At 66.9% G+C, this 21,521-nt stretch carries 16 protein-coding genes, 3 pseudogenes and 1 other annotated feature; of the genes and pseudogenes, 9 read left to right on the forward strand and 10 right to left on the reverse strand.

The window, feature by feature from the left end:
- The 3 genes and pseudogenes from ABIC70_RS07070 to ABIC70_RS07080 all read right to left on the reverse strand — a co-directional run.
- A pseudogene (locus tag ABIC70_RS07070) lies at positions 1-518 on the reverse strand (IS3-like element ISMex33 family transposase); the annotation flags it as partial.
- Positions 121-237, reverse strand: a sequence feature (AL1L pseudoknot). (Overlaps the previous pseudogene by 117 nt.)
- 50 nt (positions 519-568) lie before the next feature.
- Positions 569-1,078: pseudogene (locus ABIC70_RS07075) on the reverse strand (catalase family protein); the annotation flags it as partial.
- A gap of 54 nt (positions 1,079-1,132) precedes the next feature.
- Entirely contained in the window at positions 1,133-1,714 is a 582-nt protein-coding gene (locus tag ABIC70_RS07080; RefSeq protein ID WP_354439265.1) for a carboxymuconolactone decarboxylase family protein, read from the reverse strand.
- A 167-nt stretch (positions 1,715-1,881) separates the two neighbouring features.
- On the opposite strand from ABIC70_RS07080, the gene ABIC70_RS07085 reads away from it, so the two are divergent.
- The 4 genes and pseudogenes from ABIC70_RS07085 to ABIC70_RS07100 all read left to right on the forward strand — a co-directional run bounded on the left by ABIC70_RS07085 (position 1,882) and on the right by ABIC70_RS07100 (position 8,494).
- The gene (locus tag ABIC70_RS07085; RefSeq protein WP_164706413.1) at positions 1,882-2,958 is read left to right on the forward strand and encodes a catalase family protein; all 1,077 of its coding nucleotides are present in this window, start codon (positions 1,882-1,884) and stop codon (positions 2,956-2,958) included.
- A gap of 1,042 nt (positions 2,959-4,000) precedes the next feature.
- Positions 4,001-5,377 (forward strand): annotated as a pseudogene (locus ABIC70_RS07090) (ABC transporter substrate-binding protein).
- A gap of 70 nt (positions 5,378-5,447) precedes the next feature.
- Entirely contained in the window at positions 5,448-7,403 is a 1,956-nt protein-coding gene (selB, locus tag ABIC70_RS07095) for a selenocysteine-specific translation elongation factor (protein ID WP_354439267.1), read from the forward strand.
- 113 nt (positions 7,404-7,516) lie between these two features.
- Positions 7,517-8,494: an HWE histidine kinase domain-containing protein gene (locus ABIC70_RS07100; protein ID WP_354439268.1), complete on the forward strand. Its 978-nt coding sequence runs from the start codon at positions 7,517-7,519 to the stop codon at positions 8,492-8,494.
- 723 nt (positions 8,495-9,217) lie between these two features.
- Here ABIC70_RS07100 and ABIC70_RS07105 read toward each other — a convergent pair.
- The 3 genes from ABIC70_RS07105 to ABIC70_RS07115 all read right to left on the reverse strand — a co-directional run bounded on the left by ABIC70_RS07105 (position 9,218) and on the right by ABIC70_RS07115 (position 12,055).
- A complete protein-coding gene (locus ABIC70_RS07105; protein ID WP_043385449.1) occupies positions 9,218-10,501 on the reverse strand; it encodes a cation:proton antiporter in 1,284 nt (427 codons plus the stop codon).
- Positions 10,502-10,738: 237 nt separating this feature from the next.
- Complete coding sequence (locus ABIC70_RS07110; RefSeq protein WP_354439269.1) at positions 10,739-11,653, reverse strand: extracellular catalytic domain type 1 short-chain-length polyhydroxyalkanoate depolymerase; 915 nt, start codon at positions 11,651-11,653, stop codon at positions 10,739-10,741.
- A gap of 45 nt (positions 11,654-11,698) precedes the next feature.
- Positions 11,699-12,055 (reverse strand): hypothetical protein, encoded by a 357-nt coding sequence (locus ABIC70_RS07115; protein WP_354439270.1) that lies wholly within the window; start codon positions 12,053-12,055, stop codon positions 11,699-11,701.
- A 717-nt stretch (positions 12,056-12,772) separates the two neighbouring features.
- Here ABIC70_RS07115 and ABIC70_RS07120 point away from each other — a divergent pair.
- The gene (locus ABIC70_RS07120) at positions 12,773-13,411 is read left to right on the forward strand and encodes a BA14K family protein (RefSeq protein ID WP_354439272.1); all 639 of its coding nucleotides are present in this window, start codon (positions 12,773-12,775) and stop codon (positions 13,409-13,411) included.
- 410 nt (positions 13,412-13,821) lie between these two features.
- On the opposite strand, the gene ABIC70_RS07125 is transcribed toward ABIC70_RS07120, so the two are convergent.
- A complete protein-coding gene (locus ABIC70_RS07125; RefSeq protein WP_279897344.1) occupies positions 13,822-14,118 on the reverse strand; it encodes a hypothetical protein in 297 nt (98 codons plus the stop codon).
- Positions 14,119-14,469: 351 nt separating this feature from the next.
- On the opposite strand from ABIC70_RS07125, the gene ABIC70_RS07130 reads away from it, so the two are divergent.
- The 3 genes from ABIC70_RS07130 to ABIC70_RS07140 all read left to right on the forward strand — a co-directional run bounded on the left by ABIC70_RS07130 (position 14,470) and on the right by ABIC70_RS07140 (position 16,497).
- A complete protein-coding gene (locus tag ABIC70_RS07130) occupies positions 14,470-14,736 on the forward strand; it encodes a hypothetical protein (RefSeq protein ID WP_354439273.1) in 267 nt (88 codons plus the stop codon).
- A gap of 300 nt (positions 14,737-15,036) precedes the next feature.
- A complete protein-coding gene (locus ABIC70_RS07135) occupies positions 15,037-15,309 on the forward strand; it encodes a hypothetical protein (RefSeq protein WP_502693494.1) in 273 nt (90 codons plus the stop codon).
- 969 nt (positions 15,310-16,278) lie between these two features.
- The gene (locus tag ABIC70_RS07140) at positions 16,279-16,497 is read left to right on the forward strand and encodes a hypothetical protein (RefSeq protein ID WP_354439274.1); all 219 of its coding nucleotides are present in this window, start codon (positions 16,279-16,281) and stop codon (positions 16,495-16,497) included.
- Positions 16,498-17,016: 519 nt separating this feature from the next.
- Here the strand turns inward: ABIC70_RS07140 and ABIC70_RS07145 are convergent.
- Together ABIC70_RS07145 and ABIC70_RS07150 are read right to left on the reverse strand one after the other, a co-directional pair.
- Positions 17,017-17,763, reverse strand: a complete 747-nt coding sequence (locus ABIC70_RS07145; RefSeq protein WP_179698007.1) for a Crp/Fnr family transcriptional regulator — start codon at positions 17,761-17,763, stop codon at positions 17,017-17,019.
- A 317-nt stretch (positions 17,764-18,080) separates the two neighbouring features.
- On the reverse strand, positions 18,081-20,411 hold the full coding sequence (locus ABIC70_RS07150; RefSeq protein ID WP_354439275.1) for an FdhF/YdeP family oxidoreductase: 2,331 nt from the start codon (positions 20,409-20,411) through the stop codon (positions 18,081-18,083).
- Positions 20,412-20,551: 140 nt separating this feature from the next.
- Between ABIC70_RS07150 and ABIC70_RS07155 the strand changes: the two genes are divergently transcribed.
- Positions 20,552-20,779: a hypothetical protein gene (locus ABIC70_RS07155; protein ID WP_236952839.1), complete on the forward strand. Its 228-nt coding sequence runs from the start codon at positions 20,552-20,554 to the stop codon at positions 20,777-20,779.
- A gap of 53 nt (positions 20,780-20,832) precedes the next feature.
- Here the strand turns inward: ABIC70_RS07155 and ABIC70_RS07160 are convergent, their stop codons facing one another.
- Positions 20,833-21,507: an HAD family hydrolase gene (locus ABIC70_RS07160; RefSeq protein ID WP_043755328.1), complete on the reverse strand. Its 675-nt coding sequence runs from the start codon at positions 21,505-21,507 to the stop codon at positions 20,833-20,835.
- Between the last annotated feature and the right edge of the window lie 14 nt (positions 21,508-21,521).

Here is a 21,521-nt window from a genome sequence, read left to right on the forward strand (position 1 = left end):
GACCCGGAAGTTCGCCTCGTACACGCGCCGGATCTCGACCATGAGTGCCGCGTCCCGCTTGGCTCGAGCCGGCAGCCTCCCGGGATCGGCTCGTCGCGCGGCATGGGCGTGGTACGTCGACGGGGCGATCGGCAGAACCTTGCAGATCGGCTCGACCCCGTAGAGCGCACGATGATCGTCGATGAAGGCGATCATGACCGGAACCGGCGGTCGAGCTCCGCCTGGGCAAAATACGCCGATGCCTTTCTCAGGATCTCGTTGGCCTGCCGGAGCTCGCGGTTCTCCCGCTCTAGCGCCTTGATCCGCTCGCGCTCATCCGTCGTCGGTCCGGCCCGCACGCCCCGGTCGCGCTCGGCCTGGCGGACCCACTTGCGCAGCGTCTCGCCAGAGCAACCGATTTTGGCCGCGATCGACTGGATCGCGGCCCATTGCGAACCGTGCTCGCTCTCATGCTCCCGGGCCAGCCGGACTGCCCGCTCGCGAACCTCAGGGGAAAAGGGTGGGGTATGCTTCGTCATGGCTCCAGTCTCTCAAGAGTTGGAGCCTCCGAAAATCCCGGCGCGATTCAGTTGAGGTTGCGTGCGGTGGCAGCGACCGCACTCTTCACACCCTCGGGCAGTTCGGTCGCCTTGCCGATCACCGTGCCGTCACGCAGGAAACCCGCTGCCGTCCCGGACGGAAAGGTCGTGCCGGTCGCGAGCACGAAGTCCTGGGTGTCGACGTCGTGGCCGGGCAGCTTCTCGCCCGTCACTCCGAACACCTTGATCGACATGCCGCGATGGGTGGACACCCGGTCGCCCAGGGTCTCGCCCGGCCCCTGGGCGAAACGCACGGCTACCTTGTGTGTCCCCGGCCTGGCGAACAGACCCTGCGCGAGTTCGGGCGGCAGGCCCTCCGGGATGTCCAACTCGCCGACGACGCAGGCTGAGCTCTTGGCGTGGCTCGCGCGCACCGCGTGATGCTGGCGCTTCTCCACGACTTGCGATTGCTGGGTCATCCCCTGGATGATGCCGTCGATGGACGTCTGCTCGTCCGGCGCCGGCGTCTCGATGTCGAGGGCATAGCGAAGGTAGGTCATGAGCGTCTCCTCGGCGTGTGGCTCGCCTCTGGGAGTGTTTGACGAAGGCCGAAGTCAGGGCGCGGGATCGACCTGCTGGTCCGGGATGGGGACGTCGAAGCCGTTGAGCGTCGTGCACACCATCGCGTAGAGGCCGACGAGGTGGATCAACTCGGCGATGCCCCGGGGTCCGAAGGCCGCCTGGACACGGGCGTAGACAGGCCCCGGCAACACGCCGCCGGCGTTGAGCGTGGTGGCCGCGTCGTAAACGGCCGCCTCGTCGGGCGAGAGGTCCGCGGGGCGCTGACCGGCCGTGATGGTGGCGATCTTGTCCGGGGCCAAGCCTTTGTCGCGGGCGATCCTGACATGGGCGTAGAGTTCGAAGGCGGCCTTGAACCGGGCGCCAGTGGCCAGGATGGCAACCTGTCGTGCGTTGTCCGGCAGGGCGCCGCAGGCTGAGACCGCCTCGGTCAGTTCCCAAACCGCTCTGCCGATCCGGGGCTCGTGGAGCCAGGGGTTGAACGCGCCGAGGAGCGCACCGTCCGCCCTGGCCGTCTGGAATCCCTGGAACTGCTTTGCGATGCCGGCCCTGAGCGTGTCGTAGAGATCGCGCTGCTCGTCGTTGAACTCACTCGGGGGAATGGGAGGCAGGCGCAAGGCGATAGCTCCGGCGCGAATTGGCAAGCCGCGCCGCCGATAAGCCATCCGCCCGGCGGACGTTCCATAGTTCGTTCATGGGCGATTGAATATCGCGCAATCCGGAACGTCAGCTACCCGTGGCTGTTCTCTCTCGGCCGTCGCCAGGAGACAGCAGGAGACAGACCGTGCAACCACCCGTGCGATACAGTCCCGATGTCGAGGCGGTGAGGCCAGACGAAGGGCAGATCATCGAACAGCTGAACGCAGCCTTCGACAAGATCCTGACCAGGGTCGCGGAGGATTCCGGGCACGCGGTGCGCTCGGTCCACGCCAAATCGCACGGCATCCTCGAAGGTACGCTGACGATCGATGCGGACTTGCCCCCCGAATTGGCCCAGGGCCTGTTCGCTCGAGCGGGCGAGCACAAGGTCTACATGCGGATGTCGACCAACGCCGGTGACATCCTGCCTGACGCCGTCTCCCTACCCAGGGGCATTGCCTTGAAGGTCCTCGACGTCGAAGGCGAGCGTCTTCCGGATGCGGAGGGGACAACGCAGAACTTCATCATGGTCAACGGCACGGTGTTCCAGGCGCCGAACGCCGAGAAATTCCTCGGCAGCCTGAAGCTTCTCGCCGGCACGACCGACCGGGTGGAGGGGCTGAAGGTCGCCGCCTCCACCGTGCTGCGCGGGGTCAACAAAGCCCTCCACGCGGTCGGTATCGACAGCCCCACCATCGGCTCCCTCGGCGGAGCCCCCAACGTCGACCCACTTGGCGAGACCTATAACAGCCTGACCCCGTTCCGGTACGGCGACTATATCGCGAAGTTCTCGCTGGTCCCCGTCGCCCCGGCGCTGACCGCCCTCACCGGCACCGAGATCGACGCTTCCGGCCGCCCGAACGCCATCCGCGAGACGGTCCAGTCCGAGATGGCCGGCATCGCCGGGGAATGGGAGTTCCGCGTGCAACTCTGCCGCGACCTCGAACGCCAGCCGGTCGAAGATCCGACGGTGGAGTGGAAGGAGGACGAGGCACCGTTCCAGCGGGTCGGCGTCGTCCGTGTCCAGCCGCAGGACAGCTGGCACCCGGACAGGGTCCAGGCGGTCGATGAGGAGATGCGCTTCAGCGTCTGGACCGGGCTCGCCGCGCATCGGCCGCTCGGCAACGTGAACCGCGCCCGCAACGCCCCCTACCGGCATTCGGCCGAGTTCCGCGAGCGCTTCAACCGCTGCCCGATCCACGAGCCCGGCGCGCTGCGCTGATGATGGATGACAGGGCGCGGCTCGTCCGCGCCTTTTTTGAAGCGTCCGCGACCGCAACGAGATTCGGTGGGAGGCCAGCATCGCACCTGATCTCGTTGACCCGACCCGGGCCTCGACTTCGAGGTGCGCGGCCCCGCGGGTATCCGCACGCTCACCGCGATCCTGCGTGGTGGCCTGTCGTCGAGGGTGGTTGCGTTTCCAGGGCAGACAGACCGGCGAGTTCCAGGGCCTGTCGGCCCCTGGGGAGCCCAGCGACATCGTGGTCATGGACCTCTTCCGGGCCGCGGCCGGCCGCCGGGCAGACTTGGCTGAAGGAGACCGCCTCGATCCAGATCAGTCCCTGCGACCGCGGCAGCTATGCTGAGGTGGTGCGGCCACGATCGCTGGCCCAAGGCCTGGATGAGAAGCGGAAGTGCATCAGAGTCAGAGTTGCGCGCCAAAATATAATATTCGACGCTGAGATCGAGTTCAGCCTTGCGGGGTCAGTTATCGTGAAGACAACCAAAATTTTTTCATGGAGTGTCCGCTTTGATCGGTTTCTCCAAAGCGCATCCACGCCGCTCTAGCCGACGGAGACACTTTCCCGAGTTCTGTGTTGGGATGAAAGCTCGCCCAGAACCGTTGGTCTGTACCGAAGAAGAGTCGCTGGAAACATGTACGCGCCCCTACCGACGCATGTCGGCCCTGCGGACAGCCGTCGCCGTCTTCTCAGCCCGGTCACATCGCGGCCGCCAGAATCGGCCAAGCGCGCGAACCCGGAAACCGGCCTAAGAGACCTGCCCTCCTCTACAGAGCGGCGATCCAGCCATCTGGTATAAGCGGATCGATTGAGGGCAATGCGGTAGCGCGCTATCTTTCCCCTGATCCGGCTCGAACCGTTCCGGACGGTGCCCGCACGCGATGCGGAGCATGGAAACAAGGAGGAGACATGGACGCACATGCGACGGGGGATCCGGTCGGCGGACAGCCCTTTGGACCCCACAACACGGTGACGGTGGTCGATCCGTCGCCGGTCAACTGGCTCTCCATCACGTGGAACACCATGGAGGAGGCCAACCGCGTCGACCACGACGGCATCGGCCAGCCGAGCCTCGCGGAGTCCTGGCGCTGGCTCGACAGCGAGACGCTCGAACTCACCATGCGGCAGGCCGTCTATCAGGATGGCGAGCCCTTCAACGCCGGCATGTTCAAACTCGGCTTCGACAAGGTCCAGGAATGGACCAACCCGCACCCGCCGGGCGCCTTCCTGAATTTCGCCCGGGACGTCACCTGCGAGGTTGTAGACGATCGTACCGTGCGGATGCGCTTCCCCGGCGGCGACTCCGCAGCGCTGATGAAGCTGCGGGGCATGCATCTGCCCTCGACACGATTCTGGAACGAATGGGGTTTCGTCGACCCGAAGACGGGATCGGCCGAAGGCCATTGGTGAGTGATCGACGCGCCTGGTCCGTGGGGGACTGGCCCGTTCGTGCTTACCGAAGGCGTCTCGCTGATCGACTCGCGCTCCGACCGCGTGGTCATGGAGCCCAACGAGACCTACTGGAATCCCGACCGCAAGCCGACGGTCCGGATCGTCTACGACAACGTGATCGGCAAGGCGGAGGGCATCAAGTCGGTAGCGGCCGGTGACGGCCGGGTCGACGTGGTCTTCGATCTGACACCGGACGAGGCGCACGCCTTCCCGGCGAGCGAGCATGGAAAGATCCAGACGAAGAAGGCGAAGACGATCCTGACGGGCGTTTTCAACGAGAATCGTCCGGACTCACCCTGGCGCAACCCGGAGGCCCGCCGGGCCCTGAACCTCGCCATCGACCGCGAGTTCGTGCTCCACCAGGGCGCGCACGGATACGGCACGGTCATCCCGGCATTCATCCAGCCCGGCCGTTACGGGGCGGATCCGGAGATGAAGCCGTTCCCGCACGATCCCGAGGCCGCCAAGCGCGCCCTCGAGGCTGCCGGGATCGGAGGGCGGGAGCTCGTGTTCGTCGCCTCGCCGGCCTGGGAGGGCGTGGTCGCGGCGATCGGGCAGTGCCTCGCGAAGATCGGGCTCGGCTACCGGTTCGCCAGTGCCAAGGAGGAGCCGCCGGAGGAGTTCGACGTCAAGCTCGAATGGTACTTCGACTGGACGCCGCAATATCCGGTGGCCTGCGTCCACCGCGAGTTCTTCGGGAAGGACGCGACCCTGCGCCAGGGTCCGGAGGATCCGAACTTCGACGCCCTCTACGACAAGCTCCTGCACACGCCGCACGAGCCGCAGCAGGAGGAGGTGGTGCGGGCGGTCGAGCGCTACCTGCAGGACAAGGCCAAGGCCCTGTTCCTGTACGCGCCCTACACGCTGTTCGCCGTGTCGGACCGCGTGGCGTTCACGCCCTACGACACCTGCATGTCGGAGCTCGCCGAGACCCGGATCAAGGGTTGAAGCTGCAGGCGGCGCGGGGCTTCCTGCGCCGCCACCCCAGAAAAGTGTTCTGATCCAGAGCGAGCACAGCGTGATCGTCGTCACCGCCGGCCATATCGACCACGGCAAGACGGCTCTGGTGAAGGCGCTCACCGGGATCGACGCCGACCGTCTGCCGGAGGAGAAGGCCCGCGGCATAACCGTCGATCTGGGCTTCGCCTACACGCGTCTTGGGACCCGAACCGTCGGCTTCGTGGACGTGCCTGGTCACGAGCGGCTGGTGCGTACGATGGTGGCCGGCGCCACGGGCGTCGACTTCGCGCTGATCGCTGTCGCAGCCGACGACGGCGTGATGCCCCAGACCCGCGAGCACATCGCGATCCTCGACTTGCTCGGCCTGCGCCGGGCGGTCGTCGCCATCACCAAGAGCGATCGGGTCGACGACCGTCGCCTGTCCGAAGTCGAGGCGCAGATCCGCGTCGCGCTCTCCGGCACCGGCCTCGCGCACGCACCCGGCAACGCGCCGCTCCAAGCGCCCGTCCAAGCGCCCGTCCAAGCGCCCATGATCGCCTGCTCGGCGCTGCGCGGGACCGGCATCGCCGACCTCGCCCGGTACCTGGAAGAGGCTGCAGCCAGCCCGTCCCCTGGGGCCGCCGGGACAGAGTTCCGGCTCGCGGTCGACCGCTGTTTCACTGTCGTCGGCGCCGGCCTCGTCGTCACGGGGGCGATCCATGCCGGCGCCGTCCGGGTCGGCGATCATCTCGTCGTATCCCCCAGCGGGTTCGAGGCGCGGGTGCGGGGCCTGCGCGCCGGCAACGAACCGTGTGATGTCGCGGAGGCCGGTCAGCGCTGCGCCATCAACCTGTCCGGTCCCCGCCTGTCCCGCGCGGGCATCCACCGGGGTGACTGGATCCTGGCGCCGCAACTCCACGGCCCCGCCAGCCATCTCGACGTAGCGCTGCGCGTCCTGCCGGGCGAGGCGCGTCCGCTGCGTCACCGCACGCCCGTCCACATCCATCTCGGGGCGGCGTCCGTGACCGGACGGGTGCTCCTGTCACCCGGAATCGCGGTCGAGCCCGGCGCGGCGGCGCACGCACGGATCGCCCTCGACGGCAGCCTCGGCGCGCTGCACGGCGACCGCTTTGTGCTACGCGACGCGTCCGCCGCCCGCACGCTCGGCGGCGGCCGGGTCATCGACATCGAGGGACCACGCCGGGGGGCCTGGGCGCCGGGGCGACGCGCGGTGGTCGCGGCGCTGGACACCCCGGATCATGCTGCGGCGCTCACCGGCCTCCTCGACGTGAGCGAGGCAGGAGTCGACCTCGACCATTTCGCCCGCGTGCGGAATATCCCGAGGCCCGCCCTGGAAGCCTTGACGTGTGCGCACGGCGTCGTCGCGATAGCGGGGCCGGCCGGATTGCGGGGATATGCCGGCGCGCGGATCGCAGCACTCGGCGAAACCGTGGTCGCACGTCTCGACGCCGCACACCGGTCGGAGCCGGACAATCCCGGCCTGTCGGCCGAGGAGATCGGCGCGCCTGTGGCGCTGCCGGAGCGTCCCACTCTGCGGGTTGCCCTCGATCGGCTGCTCATGGACGCCCGTATTCTTCGGCGGGAGCATCTCTATCACCTGCCCGGCCACGAAGTCCGCCTTGCCCCGCCGGAGGCCGCCCTCTACGAGGCGGTCAGGATCCGCCTGGAGGCGGCTGGTCTCGATCAACCGCGCCTCGCGGACCTCGCGGAACAGGTGGGTCGGGAGCCGGAAACCCTGCGGCCGCATCTCGACAGGTTCGGCCGGCTCGGATGGCTGCGGCGCATATCCGGGCATTACTACGTGCTGCCGGGCGTCCTGGCCGAGTTGGCGGCGCGAGCATGCGCGGTGGCGGCGGACCATCCGCAGGCACTCCTGACGGTCGGCCGCTTCCGCGAGGCGACGGGGATCAGTCGGAACATGACCATGCCGGTGCTGGCTTATTTCGACGCCCGTGGTTTCACGACGCGTGTCGCGGACGGACGGCTGGTGGATCCCAGGAAGGGCGACCTGTGACTCCGGTTCGACGGGCGTGATCGGGTCCGGAGCAAAGGCCGCGGGGCAGCGTTTCGTACCGTCACGGTAACGATGCGCCTGCCAAGGACTTCAGGTGCGGTTTGGGAAACAGCATGGTCGAGGGCACGGATCTGACTGGCGACGGATGGACGCTCGCCAGCTTCACCGCGGCCATCCACCGGGGCGGCGTCGGGATGTGGGCTTGGGCCCCGGAGGCGCGCCTCGCCCGGCTCGACGGCCTCTGCATGGCCTTTTGGGGCACCACGGAGCCGGTGGTGAGCATCGACGCGTTGTTCGCCAAGGTGAATGCCGAGGACAGACCCAAGATGATGCTCGACTGGTTCGCGAGCGCGACCAGCCCGAAGGCCTACAGCTTCGACTTCCGCATCGGGGAAGACCCGGACGTCCGCTGGATCTCTGCCCGCGGCATCGGCGGGGACGAGGGCCGGGTCGGCGCGTGGATCCAGGCCATCTTCCTCGACATCACCGACCGCAAGCGTGCCGAGGAGGCCGAGCGGCTGATGACCCTGGAACTGGCGCACCGGGTATCGAACATGTTCACCGTCGCCCGCGCGCTGACCAACATCGTCGCCCGGGAGGCCGAGTCCACCGCCAGCTTCGCCGAGGATTTGTCGCGGCGGTTCCACGTCCTACACGAGGCGACCACCCTGGCGACGCGGTCGTACGGGCTCGAGCAGGGCGACGTGCGGCTGCGTGACCTCGCCGCGCGTATCCTGTCGCCGTACCTGCAGGGCGCCAACCTCGCGGTCGATATCGAGGACGCCGCCGTGGCGGCCCCCGACAGGGTCGACGACTACGCGATGATCTTCCACGAACTCGCCACCAATTCGGCCAAGTATGGCGCGCTCGCCAACGGAGGCACCCTGAACCTGGTCGGACGTGTCGTCGATCACGCCCTGACCCTCGACTGGACCGAAGGCGCGGCGCCGTCAGGCCCCGCCAAGGCCGACGGCACCGGCTTTGGATCGCGGCTCCTCACGCAGACCATCGAACGCAGCTTGGCCGGTCAGTTCCAACGGACCATCGACGATGCCGGTCTCCATTTCCGCATGATCGTGCCGATCCGGTGACCGACACGGCCCGGCGCTCCGGTCGTGCAACAGCAAGCCACGGATCACAGCCTGCAAGGAGCTCGCCTTCGCTTGCCGTTCCGGAACCGCGTCGGCGCGTCTGCGTGCTCTGATCGAATGCCGGGTGTGGGCGAAGAGCTGCCGCGTTGGATTCGCGGCCCCTCGGCGCTTTGGCCGACGGGCCAAACGCTCAAAGCTCCGTTCCTTCTGAACCACGCCGTGTTTCCCGGAGGTCGACCGGTTCGAGCCGCCGCCGGTGTTTGAACCGATCGACCCGTTCGAGAGTGGCGTAACTGACAGCGCCCATGGATCGCTGCGACCCGCGGGCGGAGAGGCAGACGAGGTCGCCGCCGGATCGGGACCGGTGGTGCGGATCCTGCGCCGTCGGACGACGCCGGTCAGGCCCCTCCCCCGCATCGGCCGGGCCATCGTGCCGCGCGCCACCGCGCGTCTCCTTCGGCTCGGGCCGGCAGCCGCTTCGGATCGGCTGGCCGCGCCGCATGGGCGTGGGCCATCGATGGGTCGATCGACCGGATGCAGCCCATTGCGAGCCGTGCTCGCCCTCATGCTCCCGGACCGGCCGGACCGCCCGCTCGCGAACCTCGGCGAACGGGCGTAATATTCGGCGTCCTGGCTCCAATCTCCCGGGCGTTGGAGCCTCCGGAAAACCCGGCGCGGTTCATGACTGGAGGGCTCGGGAAACGGTTTGGTTCCGAGGCCGCTTCAGGGTGGGGGTGCCGTGAACACCAAGCCGAGCTGTGAGCTCTCCGTCCCCCGTCCCATCCTTCGGTCCACCAAACGCAGCGTCGGCGTGACGGTGACGCCATGCATCAGGATCGAGATCAGAACCGTCAGGCCGGCTGTGGCCCAGAGAAGGTCCGCGCGCTCGAACGTGGCCTGTCCGCACGCATAGGCGAGATAGTAGACGGTCCCGAGCCCCCGGATGCCGAAAAAGCTCACGACTGCGCGCTCCTCAAGGGCTCGGTCGCTGCCCAGCATGCCGATCCATCCGCTAAGAGGACGGACGACCAGCAGGGCGATCAGGGCAAACAGAGCGGCTTGCCAGGTGAGAGCCTCGAGTAAGCCGCCGCCGACGAGCACGGCGCCGAAGCCGACGAGGAGCACCATCATCAGGAGGCGTTCGAGTTCCTCGGCGTAGTCGTGCATCTTGCGATGATATCCATGGCCCCGGCTCGATGAGCGAAGGGCTAGGGCCGCGGCGAACACGCCGATGAAGCCGTAGCCGTCTGCGGCTTCGACGATGCCGTAGGCGAGGCAGGTCACTCCCAGGGCCACGAAGCCGTCACCGGTTCGGGAGAGCTTCGACAGGTTCGGGAGGTGAAAGGTCAGCCAGCCGAGGGCACGGCCGATGATCGCGCCCAGCACGGCACCCACGGCGATCTTCCAGAGGACATCCACCGCGAACCAGTGCGACCAGGACAGGCCGGCCAATCCGCCGCCTGCGGCGAGCGCGATGGCGAGGTTCACGAAGGGAAAGGCGAGGCCGTCGTTGAGCCCGGCCTCGGAAGTCAGGGCGAAGCGCGGCTCGTCCTCGTGATCCTCGGCCGGGTGACCGACCTGAACGTCGGACGCGAGGACCGGGTCGGTGGGTGCCAGGGATGAACCCAGCAGAAGCGCGGCGGCAAGCCCGAGTCCCAGCAGCGTCGATGCCAAAGCCGTCAGGGCGAGGATGGTCAGCGGCATGGCGATGCCGAGCAGGCGCCACGTCACAGCCCAGCGCTTCCACCCGATGAGCCGGTCGATCTTGAGGCCCGCGCCCATCAACGAGATGACGACGACCGCCTCGGTCGCATGCTCGATGAGCTTCAGATGCAGGCTCGGATGGGGTGTGATGGCGGCTACAGCCGGGATGGCGGACAGAGCGGCCCCGATCCCGACGCAGCAGATCGGCAGGGACAGAGGAAGGGCCCGCAGCACCATCGGCAGCCATGCCGTCAGAAGCACCAGGACACCGAACCCGGCGACGACGAGGACATAGGTTTCCATTCAACGATGAACCGCGTTGGGGCCCGGCTCGTTCCTCATCCCGCACCGTCTGCAACGGTCGGTCCGCCGGGGCTCCTCCGCGCGAAGCGACGGTTCGTGCCAGACCGCCCGAAGCCGCACCTTGGTCCGCCCTCGCCTCCGGCCCGAGCCGGCCCATCAGTCGAAAACTTGGACAGGAAGGTCGCCTGAGGCGCGATCCTCAAGAATCCGCCCAGTCTGGCGCATCCTTGAAGAGCGTCAGTGGCGGTGCGCTTGACGGTGCTTCGCGTGCGACAGGAAGAAGCGCAGCATCTCGCCACTGGCATCCGGACCGGTCGGATCGGTGTGCGAGCCGGCCGGGTGGCCGCCGGCCCAGGCATGGCCGGCGCCGTGCAGGACCCAGTGCTCCGAAGACCACTGGCTGTCCGGTTCGGTCAGGACCCTCCGCGTATATGCCATCCCGCCCCTCGAGCGTCCCGCGACGGTGGTAACGGTCAGTCGTCCCTCGGGCTGCGCCTGGGCGAGCGCCTGATCACCGTTGACCGGCGAGACGGTCGTGTCCCTGTCTCCGTGGAAAACGATGGTCGGCACGGGATGCGCGGCCTGTACCGGCCGGAGCAAGGCACCCCGCCGCATCGTGGCGATGGCGGCCGACATCGAGCCGGCCGAACCGCACGCCAATCCAGAATGGATGCCGACCGCCGCGTAGAGGTCCGGGTACATCATCGCCATCACCGCGGCGGCCGCACCGCCCGAGGACAGGCCGGCGACATAGACCCGCGACGGATCGACGGAGAACTCGGCCATGATCGCGCGCGTCAAACCGGCGATGATCGACGGCTCGCCCCGGCCACGTCGCTGGTCCTCATCCCGGAACCAGTTCCAGCTCTTGGCGAAGTTGGCCGACCGCGGCTGGTCGGGATAGGCGACGAGGAGGCCCTGCGCCTCCGCCAAAGCGTCCATTCCCGTACCGATGGCGAAGTCGCGTGACGTCTGCGAACAACCGTGCAGCATCACCACCAGCGGAAGCGGTGTCCCTGCATATCCGGACGGAACGAACAGGTCGTAGGCCCGGCTTCCGGCGGCGTTACCGAACCGGCGCGCCAGCGCGCGCGGCCGGTCGATGGCCAGCCCCGACGGGCGTGTCAGGGCTGTCCCAAGGGACTGACTCATTGGGGTGCTCTCGTGGGTGGCTGAACCTGCGGCAATCGGGTCGGGCTACGACAGCGCACCGAGCACGCCCTTCACGGCGCGCCTGGTGTTCTCGCAGGACCGCCTGTCGCCGCGCCGATCCGCGTCGGCGGCACGGACGATGAGGGTGTCGGCGTGCCCGACGCCCTCGGCCGTCGAGACCCGGGCGGGATCGTTCGGGGCATCGTGTCGGGTAGCCCGCATGCCCCCGGCTGATCCGGTCCGAAGGGTGAGTCCTGCTTGCAGGCCGATCACTTGGACGGCACCGGCGCGATCGAGACGCGGTTCGATGGTACCGATCCGCTCGGCGCCGGACGATGCCAGCGCCGGCAACAGTGCGAAGGCGGCGGTCAGGATGGTGAGGGTGGCCAGGACGAGGCGCATCGGCGAATGGACTTTCCAAGGGTCGGCAGCATCCGGGATCCGCTCGGAGGGCGTATAATCCGATGCCATCCCTCACCGATCGATGCGAGGGTAGCATCGAGACAATCCTCGCCGCGTCGTCTTGTTGCCTTGCGGCACGAAACGCGGGACAGGCCTGCGTCTGAGGGTGTAAGCAGCCAAAAATTTAGCCTTTGGACCACGTTATTATCGGCAGATCTGAGGAAAAGATCGAAGATTGTCCAGATCATGGTCGAGTGCGCGTTCGATGAGCTTTTTTCTGCGCCGTATGACGGATTTAACTTATCGTAGTTCCATCATTTGATGGTAAGTTATGTCGATAGCAGCATCGTAATTAAGTAGTTGCTTCTGCGATCGGCCGGTTCAGGGTCGGCTTCGCCCCGGGGGCATAGCCATCACCCGCGTCCCGGCCTCGGCTCGCAAGCCTCGACACATGGAACGTCCTCTGTTGCGCGCGTTGGACGAGGTCGCGGAAACAGGGCGGCTGACCTGAGGCATTCGGGCGACGCGCCCGTCACAGGACATTCGCTGCAGACGGATCCGCCGTGCGGCGAGAGCCCGGCGCCGTGCCGAAAGATGGTTTCGGCTTGCCGTATTAATATTGCTCATCTGAATATGGACATAATGTAGCATGACCTATTTGCCCGACGGCGCGTTGTCGGATCGGAAGAAATATTTATCTTCGATTGGCAGGGCACGATGAAACAGACAATCCTGACGGCCGCCGTCGTCCTCGGGACGCTGGTGATACTTCCGGCGAGCGCCGATGCGCGCGGCGGCTTCGGTGGGGGCGGGTTCCACGGCGGCGGCTTCGGACGCGGTGGGTTCCACGGGGGCGGGTTCGGCGGTGGCGGCTTCCGGGGTGGCGTAGCAGGTCGCGGCTTCGGAGGCGGGCTCGGCGGCAATCGCTTCGGTGGCGGCGCTCTCGCGGGTGGCGGCTTCGGTGGACGCGGGGGCCTCGGGGGCGGCGGGATCCGCGGAACAGGCTTCGCTGGCAACAGAGGGTTCGGCGGGCGGGGCTACGGCCGACGCGGCTATGGCGTTGGCTATGGCGGCCTGGGGCTGGGCGTCGGTCTCGGCCTCGCTGGCGCTGGATTGGGCTATGGTTACGGCGGATTCGACGACGGATATTATGGCGGGGACTACGCGCCTGCCGGTTACGGCGGTTACGGGGGTGGCTATGACCCAGCCGGATACGGGCAGGGTTACGGTGCCGTCGAGACGGAGGTGGCACCTGCCGGCGACTCGGTCAGCTACTGCGTTCAGCGTTTCCGGTCGTACGACCGTCGGAGCGGCACGTATCTGGGCAACGATGGTCAGCGCCATTCCTGCCCGTAACGATCTGCGCGGCCTCTGACGGGACCGCGGCACGACAGGCCCCCAGCCGCACGGCTGCGGGGCCATCTGCCCCACCGGGTTCCCGCTGCGGTCAGGTGAGAGAGCGGGTCACGCGCCCTTCGTGACGAAGGTCTTGCCGACCAGCCGGACGTGTCGCCCGACTCTGCCTCTGCAAGGAACGGGCAGCGTTCACGCTCACTGTCGCAGTCCGCTGCCGATCTCCCGTTGCGGCGTCTGAACGCCCCCGCCCGAGCTCCCGCCTTCGGGCGGCGCCGATCGTATGGCGAAGCGCGGACAGGCAATGCTCAATACTGCGGGCTTCCGACCGCTGGCCAGGGCCGTCCGCGGAAGCCATCCGTGTCCCGCCGCCATCAGGGCGGCTGCTCACCCGTCGCGGTATCCCAGACGGTTCAGGCGTGCCGGAGAGCGTATGAACGATCTGCCGGGCGCTTCCGCACCGGTCGACGCTTCAGCGCATCCGGCGTGAGGTCGCTCGCGTCTCCGAGCAGTCGTCGGCCGGAGGTGATCACCTGGAGGGTCTGGCGATCGGCGCCCGTTGTCCACGCGGCCTGTTCCAGGTGCTGCAACCGAGCGATCATATCCACATGGCCTGCGGTCGCGTGACCGAGTTGTTTTGTCACCAAGTCTGTCACCAGGCGCTGTAGGATGCTCAATTCGTTCTGATCAAGCTGAGGAATGGTGTTCACGTCGCGGCTCCTTGGGGTTCGGCGATGCAACATGGCTCACGGCCCCAGGTCGATGCTTCAACATAAATTGGATTGGATCGTCTTTTTGATCTGTTTTTTGATAGAAATCAGCAATACAGAGGCGGGATTTAGCGAAAAACGAAAGCAATCTGCATCGAAAGCCTCCGCGGCGCGGAACCTTGCGGCATGGGAGAGCTTCATCAAGGGCGGGAATTCGCACGGTCGGCCCGCTGCAGTCTCCGGCAAAAGAGTCCGCGGACTCGTCAACCCTGCCGCCTCTACCGGATCTGTCCGCCCGCCGTTCGGATGGGGCGGCCGCTGCCGGTGCTTCCTGAATCGATAGGATCTCCCATGAAGCGACTGCTCCTCGCGATCGCGGCCTTGACCGCGGCAGGACCGGCTCTGGCGCAAGGATCGTTTTATCGCGAGCCTGCGGCGACGGGATCCATCATCTCAAATCAGCCCAACAACACGGGTGGCGCGGACGATTTCACGGAATCTCTAGGTGGGACCGGCGTAGACTCGTTCAGCAGCAGTTCGGCCGCGGGCGGCAACGCCAGCCGACCCGAGGTTGGTGCGCCCAACAGCAGCGGCGGCTCCAGCGGCAGCGGCGGCTAGACGGTTCGCTGCCGAAGAGGGCCGCTGATCCAGCGCCAGTGAGCACGTCAGATCAAGATCTGGGGCTGTTCCTGCAAGCAACGCGACTAGGAGCAGCCCTGGCCTGCCGCGGTCAAAGCCTCAGTTCCGTGCACCAACATTCGGTGAAGTCATCGGAACTCATGCTTGGGCGTGGCCCATGAAGCAAACAGAGCCGTTGTCCGAGAGGCGAGTGTCATGCTATTTCGATCCGAGACCCCGCCGCCGCCCGGCAACCTGCGTGTGTCGGAGCCGGGCGCCTCCGACCGGCCGACCACGGCGATGCTGAAAGCCGATATCGACAGCGGCGCCACGGGGGACAAGATCGCCGTCTACGACCCGGGCCTGTCGTCGCTCGGGACCGATGACGAGGCGGCCGGCTCCGCACCGTCGCATCAGCGTATCGCGCTGGCGCGCGAGACCGAGGCGGCGTCCGCGAAGGTCAGGCGCGCCGCACGGTCGCCCAGCCTGGACGCCTGGATCGTGCTGGGGTTCAGCGGGTTCATCGGTGCGATCGGGATCGTGCTGAGTGCCGCCATCTGGTTGGGACACTGAGTTCGCTGGCGCGATCCATCGGATCAACGCGGCACGACCATCCTGAACCAGCCCATGTATGTCTTGCGTGCGCTTCACGAAGTGGAGCAGCCCGCGGGCTTCGGTGATGTTGATCGGGCGGTCTGGGCGTATCTGTCGGCGCTGCGCGGCCTGAAGCCGAGGTCGAAGCGCTGCAGGTGCCTCGGCAGAGGATCGCTGGCCGGGACGGCCATCCGGCTTCCCGGCTGCGCGGGCTAAATCATTTCGATTCACCGGGAGCGCTTCGGCGAGAAGTCGGTCTGACGAGCGCCGAAGCCGCGCGTCCGGACGCGGGGTTTCCATCCGATGTCGGTTGAGCGTCCAAGCGGGCGCGATTGATCGCTTCGCTCGCCGGTGGATCGACATGGGTCCTTGGGCGTCGACGGCGCCCGATGAGCCGGAACGGCATCGAACATCGGTATCGATAAACGTCGTCCACTGGATCCCCATGGCTCAGACGGCCTTCATGTTCTTCGTTCCACCTTGGATAGCCATTTCATTCCGGTGACGCCGCTTTCCGGGCGCCCTCCGTCTCGGGACGCCGGCGGCTCCCGGACCGTGCTCACAGACTGACCTGATCCGCCCAGTGACGAACGTCATGAGGTCGAACCCCACAACGCTGCGATCGGCAACGGGATTGGCGGTCACGCGCCGACAAGCAGAGTCTGCCTATCCCCTGTGAGAATGGATCGCGATCTGCAGCCCGAAGCGATGTTCACGGGCCGAGCTTGTTGCGGATTCATGCATCGCTTCCGCTAAGGAGATAAAAAGAAGATCGTCTTTGATCTGTGCAAGATAAATATTCAGGAAGGCGTCAAATTTTAATTTTACGAGCCTCGGCTCGTGCAATGTTGGTGCGTCAACGCCGGGGACCGAAGGCTTTGGCACGGACTGCGCCGGCATAGGGTCTTCCGATCGGGCCGCGCAGGCCTTTAGGTGGAGGCATCCCACATGGCATACCGCGTCAGGATCGATCGCATCGGGAAGACCGGCGTGCCGCGGAGCGCCCCGCGGATTTACAATGCGAGTAACGTGGCGGATGCCGTCACGATCGCGACTTACGAGGTCGATGGGAGCAAGCCTGACCGTCCCCGTGTCGCCACCGCCACCGACGGCTCCGGCCAGATCATGTTCATCTATTCCGGCCGCCTTGCCGAGGCTCTCGGATGACCGGGCAAGGGCAGGAGAATTGGACGCTCCACGACCGCGACGCCAAAACCCTCATCACCGTGATGCTCACCTTTCAGATAGCGTTCCTGGCGGTCTCGATGCTGTGGCTGTAAAGCTCTCGCGGCTCCGGCAAGGATCTCCCCTCAGCGTCTCTCGGCATCGGCTCTCCGAACGATCGATGATGGGGTTTGCCGCCGGATTGAGCCGGACGGCTGGGGACGCGAGCGAGGAGGTTGCGCAGGCGGTGCGGAATGGCTCGCCCGAAGGATCCGGGTTTGGTCGCGACCGGCCACGCGCGTCACCGGCTGCGCGATCCAAGCTGCGGTGCCACCACGGTCGCCTAATATAGGCTCGGCAGACCTATCCACCGGTCCCGGGGTTGCCGTCCGAAGTTCCGGCGCGGTCCGCGCGGTCTCCTGAACTGCGTGCGGGACCATGCAAGCGTAGACCGTCAGCGACGGGGTGCCGGCCTCAAGATCGTGGCTCCTCGCGGCAGCCCGCACCGGCGCGGACGGGGCCTCATCCGACCGCCCGATTCTCAAGCTGCAGGTATGTAGAGTCGAACTCGGAGACCCGCAGAAGCTCGTCCCATGCCTCGATCACCAGTGCGTTGCTGCGGAGCGTAATCAGGGTCTGACCGCGCATCTCCTTCAACACACGGTTGATGTGCACGGGTGTCAGTCCGAGTGCGTCGGCGAGATCGGTCTGGGTCATCGGGAGCGGGCAGCGGAAATTGCCTGCCAGGCCTACCGCCTGCAGCTTCAGGTACAGCTCGCAGAACAGATGCGCGACGTGCTCGAAGGCCGAGCGGCGGCCCATGCTGACGAGCCATTCGCGGAAGATGCCCGAATCGATCAGCGTGTCGCGCCAGAAGACCGCCGCGAGTCCGGGGTGGCGCGCCGTCAGTTCCCGCAGGCTCTCGTGGGGGATGAAGGCAACGATGGCCTTGGTCAGAGTGGCGAGGCTGTGATCCATCGTGCGGACGTGCAGGCTCTGCAGATCCGGGATGTCGCCCGGAATGTGGAACGACATGATCTGCCGCTTGCCCTGACGGAGGAGCTTGTACCGGCAGGCCCATCCTTCGAGGACGAGGCAGCAATGCGTGGGCTGGTCGCCATCGCGTACGATGTCTTGCCGGGCGTTGAGATGGTGAATCCGCACCGGCAGGCCCTGGATGGCCTGACGTTCGGTGTCGGAAAGGGTGGCGATGCTCTCCAGCTTGCGGATGAGCATGCCCAGGGCATGCTGGTCGGGCGCTGATCTCATATCGTTCCACCATGGCATTGCAGGCGGAAGCGCGCGGCTCTCCCAGTCACCAGAGCCTGTACCAAATCGGCTGATGATATTCGCGAGACTAAACCAATGTCAGTTTCGTGTTCTGTCATAAGACAGATTCGCGAGTTGATTGATCATCGGTACCGCGCAGTTTCTGCCGGTCGACGCGGCTGCCGCTCGGCGACGACCCACACGGCTGGCCTCTGACCGGCTGACCGAGGAGATCGGACCTGGAGGCGGGTCATGACCGGAGCCGCCGGCCTCGAGGCTTGCGCTGAAGCGGGGCTCAGACCCGGCCCGGCGTCCGTTCAGCCTTCGGCGTATTCAAGCAGGGGGGCGATCACCCGGTCGCCGTCGGACCGGATCGTGACGGGGATGCCCTTGGCGGCCGGCGTCTTGCTGCCGATGGCATAGTGCCAGATCGGCATCAGCACGTTGCATTCCGGGTAGTAGCCGCCGATGCAGCCGATCGGGATGTCGTAGGCCACCACCAGCAGGCCTGAGAGCGCCCGGTCGACGCCGTCGTTCGCCACCGTCCGCAGCGTCACCGCCTGGCCGACCTTCAGGCCCAGGCGGTCGATATCCGAGCGGTTCATCAGCACCACCTTCCGGGTGTTCTTGATGCCCCGGAAGCGGTCGTCGTAGCCGTAGACCGTGGTGTTGAACTGGTCGTTGCTGCGCAAGGTCATCAGGCGCAGGGAATCGTGCCCGACCTCGGGCATGTCGGCATCCTCGTCGAGGCCGGTCGGCGTGACGAAATTGGCCCGGCCCGTCTCCGTGTGCCAGTCCCGGCGCATGGCCGCCAGGTCGCGCTGGAAGCCGCCCGGCTCCCACATGCGCCGCTCGTAGTCCCAGAAGGACTCCGGCAGCGTCTCGCCGATCTCCTTCCGGATCTCCGCGTAGTCGGTCCGGTAATCCTCCCAGCGGACCCGCGGGTTGGGCTCGAGCACCCGCTGCGCCAGTTCGCAGATCAGCCGGATCTCGCTGATCAGGTGCGGCGAGGCCGGGCGCCGCAGGCCGCGGTTGCCGTGCACGCAGGCCGAGGTGTCCTCCATGGACAGGACCTGCTGGCCCTTCGTGGTCTCGTCGATCTCCAGGCGGCCGATCACCGGCAGGATGTAGCTGACCGCGCCCGGCAGCAACGCGCTGCGGTTGAGCTTGGTGATCACGTTCACGGTCAGCCGCAGCCGCCGCCAGGCCGGCTCCATCTGGCCGTGATCGGGAATGGCGCGGACGAAATTGCCGCCCAGCATGACGAAGGCCCGAACCTCGTCCCTGAGGATCGCCTCGCAGGCCTCCACGGTGTTGTAGCCGGCCTCCCGCGGCGGCTCGAAGCCGAACTGCGCGCCGAGCCGGTCCAGGGGGAACAGCTCGGGCTTCTCGGTGATTCCCACCGTGCGCTGGCCCTGCACGTTGGAATGGCCGCGCACCGGGCAGATGCCGGAGCCGCTGCGGCCGATATTGCCGCGCATCAGCAGCAGGTTGACCAGCATCTGCACGGTCTCGACCCCGGCCTGGTGCTGGGTCAGGCCCATCCCGTAGACCGCGACGGTCGCCTTCGCCGCGCCGTAAACCTTCGCGGTCGCCTCCATGTCGGCCCGGTGCAGTCCGGAGCGGCGCTCCAGCGCGTCCCAGTCCTGGCCGCGCAACCAGTCGGCGAAGGTCTCGAAGCCGTGGGTGTGCTCCCGGATGAAGGCCTCGTCGAGTATCGCCGGGCCGCCGGCCGCCAGCGAAGCGTCGTGCGCGTCCAGCACGGATTTGCAGATTCCCGCCAAAGCCGCGAGGTCGCCACCCGCCTTGACCTGATGGTACTGCGAGCTGATCCGGGTCTCCGTGCGGCTCAGCATCTCGGCGGGCGATTGCGGGTTCAGGAACCGCTCCAGCCCGCGCTCGCGCAGCGGGTTGTAGGTGATGATCGGTACGCCGCGCTGGCTGGCCTCCTGCAGCGGGTGGAGCATGCGGGGCGAGTTGCTCCCCGGGTTCTGGCCGAAGAACAGGATGCAGTCGGACTTTGCGAAGTCGTCCAGCGAGACGGTGCCGATGCCCTGGCCGATGCTGACCGGCAGCGCCACCGAGGTCGTCTCGTGGCACATATTGGACGAGTCCGGCAGGTTGTTGTTGCCGTAGAGCCGGGCGAAGAGCTGGTAGAGGTAACTGCCCTCGTTCGAGAGGCGGCCCGAGCTGTAGAAGACGGTGCCGGTCTTCCGGTCCTCCACGGCCAGGAGTTCGCGGGCGATCTCCTCGATGGCGTGGCCCCAGGAGACCGGCACGTACCTGTCGGTCGCCGCATCGTAGCGCAGCGGATGGGTGAGGCGGCCGGTCTGCTCGAGCTCGTACTCGTCCCAGTCCAGCAGCTCGGTGACCGTGTGCTTGGCGAAGAAGTCCGGCGTGCAGCGGTGGGCGGTGAGTTCCCAGGCCATGGCTTTCACGCCGTTCTCGCAGAACTCGAACGGCAGCGGGTTCGCGGGCTTCACCCAGGCGCAGCTGTTGCACTGGTAGCCGTCGACCTTGTTGTGGCGGGTCAGCGCGATCGGCCCGCTCGCCAGCACGCCTTCCTGCCGGAGGATGTTGCCGACCGAGCGCGCCGAGCCCCATCCGCCGGAGGGAAGGCGGTAGGGCCTGAATACGGGCTTGTCCAAGGGTAGAACTCCTGGCCTGAAAAACTTTGGGAAACACCGGCGCTCGGGACGCGTTTACATTACAACACGCCGACGTATTAAATTGTTCGCGAAAATAGTGTTCTTTAACGGAGGTTCGTTTGACCGTCACGAGAGATTACATGCTCAAGAAGTCCGAGGGGCCTTCGGAAGCGAAGCTGTTCTTCGACACCAGGGCGGTGCCGCTGGCGGCCAATCTCGCCGGCAGCCTCGAAGTCGCTCTGGAGCGCGCCTCCGTCCGCAGCGGCATCCGGCCCTCGCTGATCCTGGCGGCCTGCCTGGGCGCCGGCGTTCTGGGGGTGCTCGGTCTCGTCCGCAACGCGAGGACGGCGCAAAAACGCGTACCCTGACTCCCCTGCGCCGGGGCGCCGGAGCCGGTTGCCACCCAGATCTCCGCCCCGGATCAGCGACGTCCGCCGACCTCGTCCAGATGGTCCAGCAGATCGGCCGGATCCTCGTAGACGCGTATGGCCCCGGACCGCTCCAACTCCTCGGTGCCGTAGCCGCCCGAGAGGAGGCCGACGCCGAGACCCCGGCAGCGGCGTGCGGCCAGCATGTCCCAGATCGAATCGCCGACGATCACCGCCGTCTCGATCGGCTTGCCCAGGCGGTCGGCGGCCGCCAGGAACAGGTCCGGGTCGGGCTTGGCGTATTTGACCATGTCGCGCGTCACGACCGGGACCCGGTCCGGATCGACGCCCAGCGCGTCGAGATTGACCCGGGCCGTCTCCATCCGGCCGCTCGTGGCGATCGCCCAGGGGATCCCGGCCGCCGTCAGGGTGTCGAGCAGTGCCTTCGCCCCGGGGAGCGGCCGGATCTGCCCCGAGAGCCGTCCGTAGGCTTCTGCATGCAGCCGGCCCAGCTTGGCGACATGTGCGTCGCTGATCTCTCGCCCCGTCTCCCGCAGGAGCTGGTTCGTGAACAGGCCGCCGCTCATGCCGATCTTCCGGTGGATGCGCCAGACCGAGAGGGAGATCCCCTCCGCGTCGAGCGCCTGATTCCAGGCGAGGACGTGCTGGTAGACGCTGTCGACGAGCGTGCCGTCGAGGTCGAACAGGAAGCAGGTTTCGATCCGCATGGCTGCGTCCTCCC

This window comes from Methylobacterium sp. 1973, assembly GCF_040545035.1.
In the GTDB taxonomy this organism is placed as follows: domain Bacteria; phylum Pseudomonadota; class Alphaproteobacteria; order Rhizobiales; family Beijerinckiaceae; genus Methylobacterium; species Methylobacterium fujisawaense.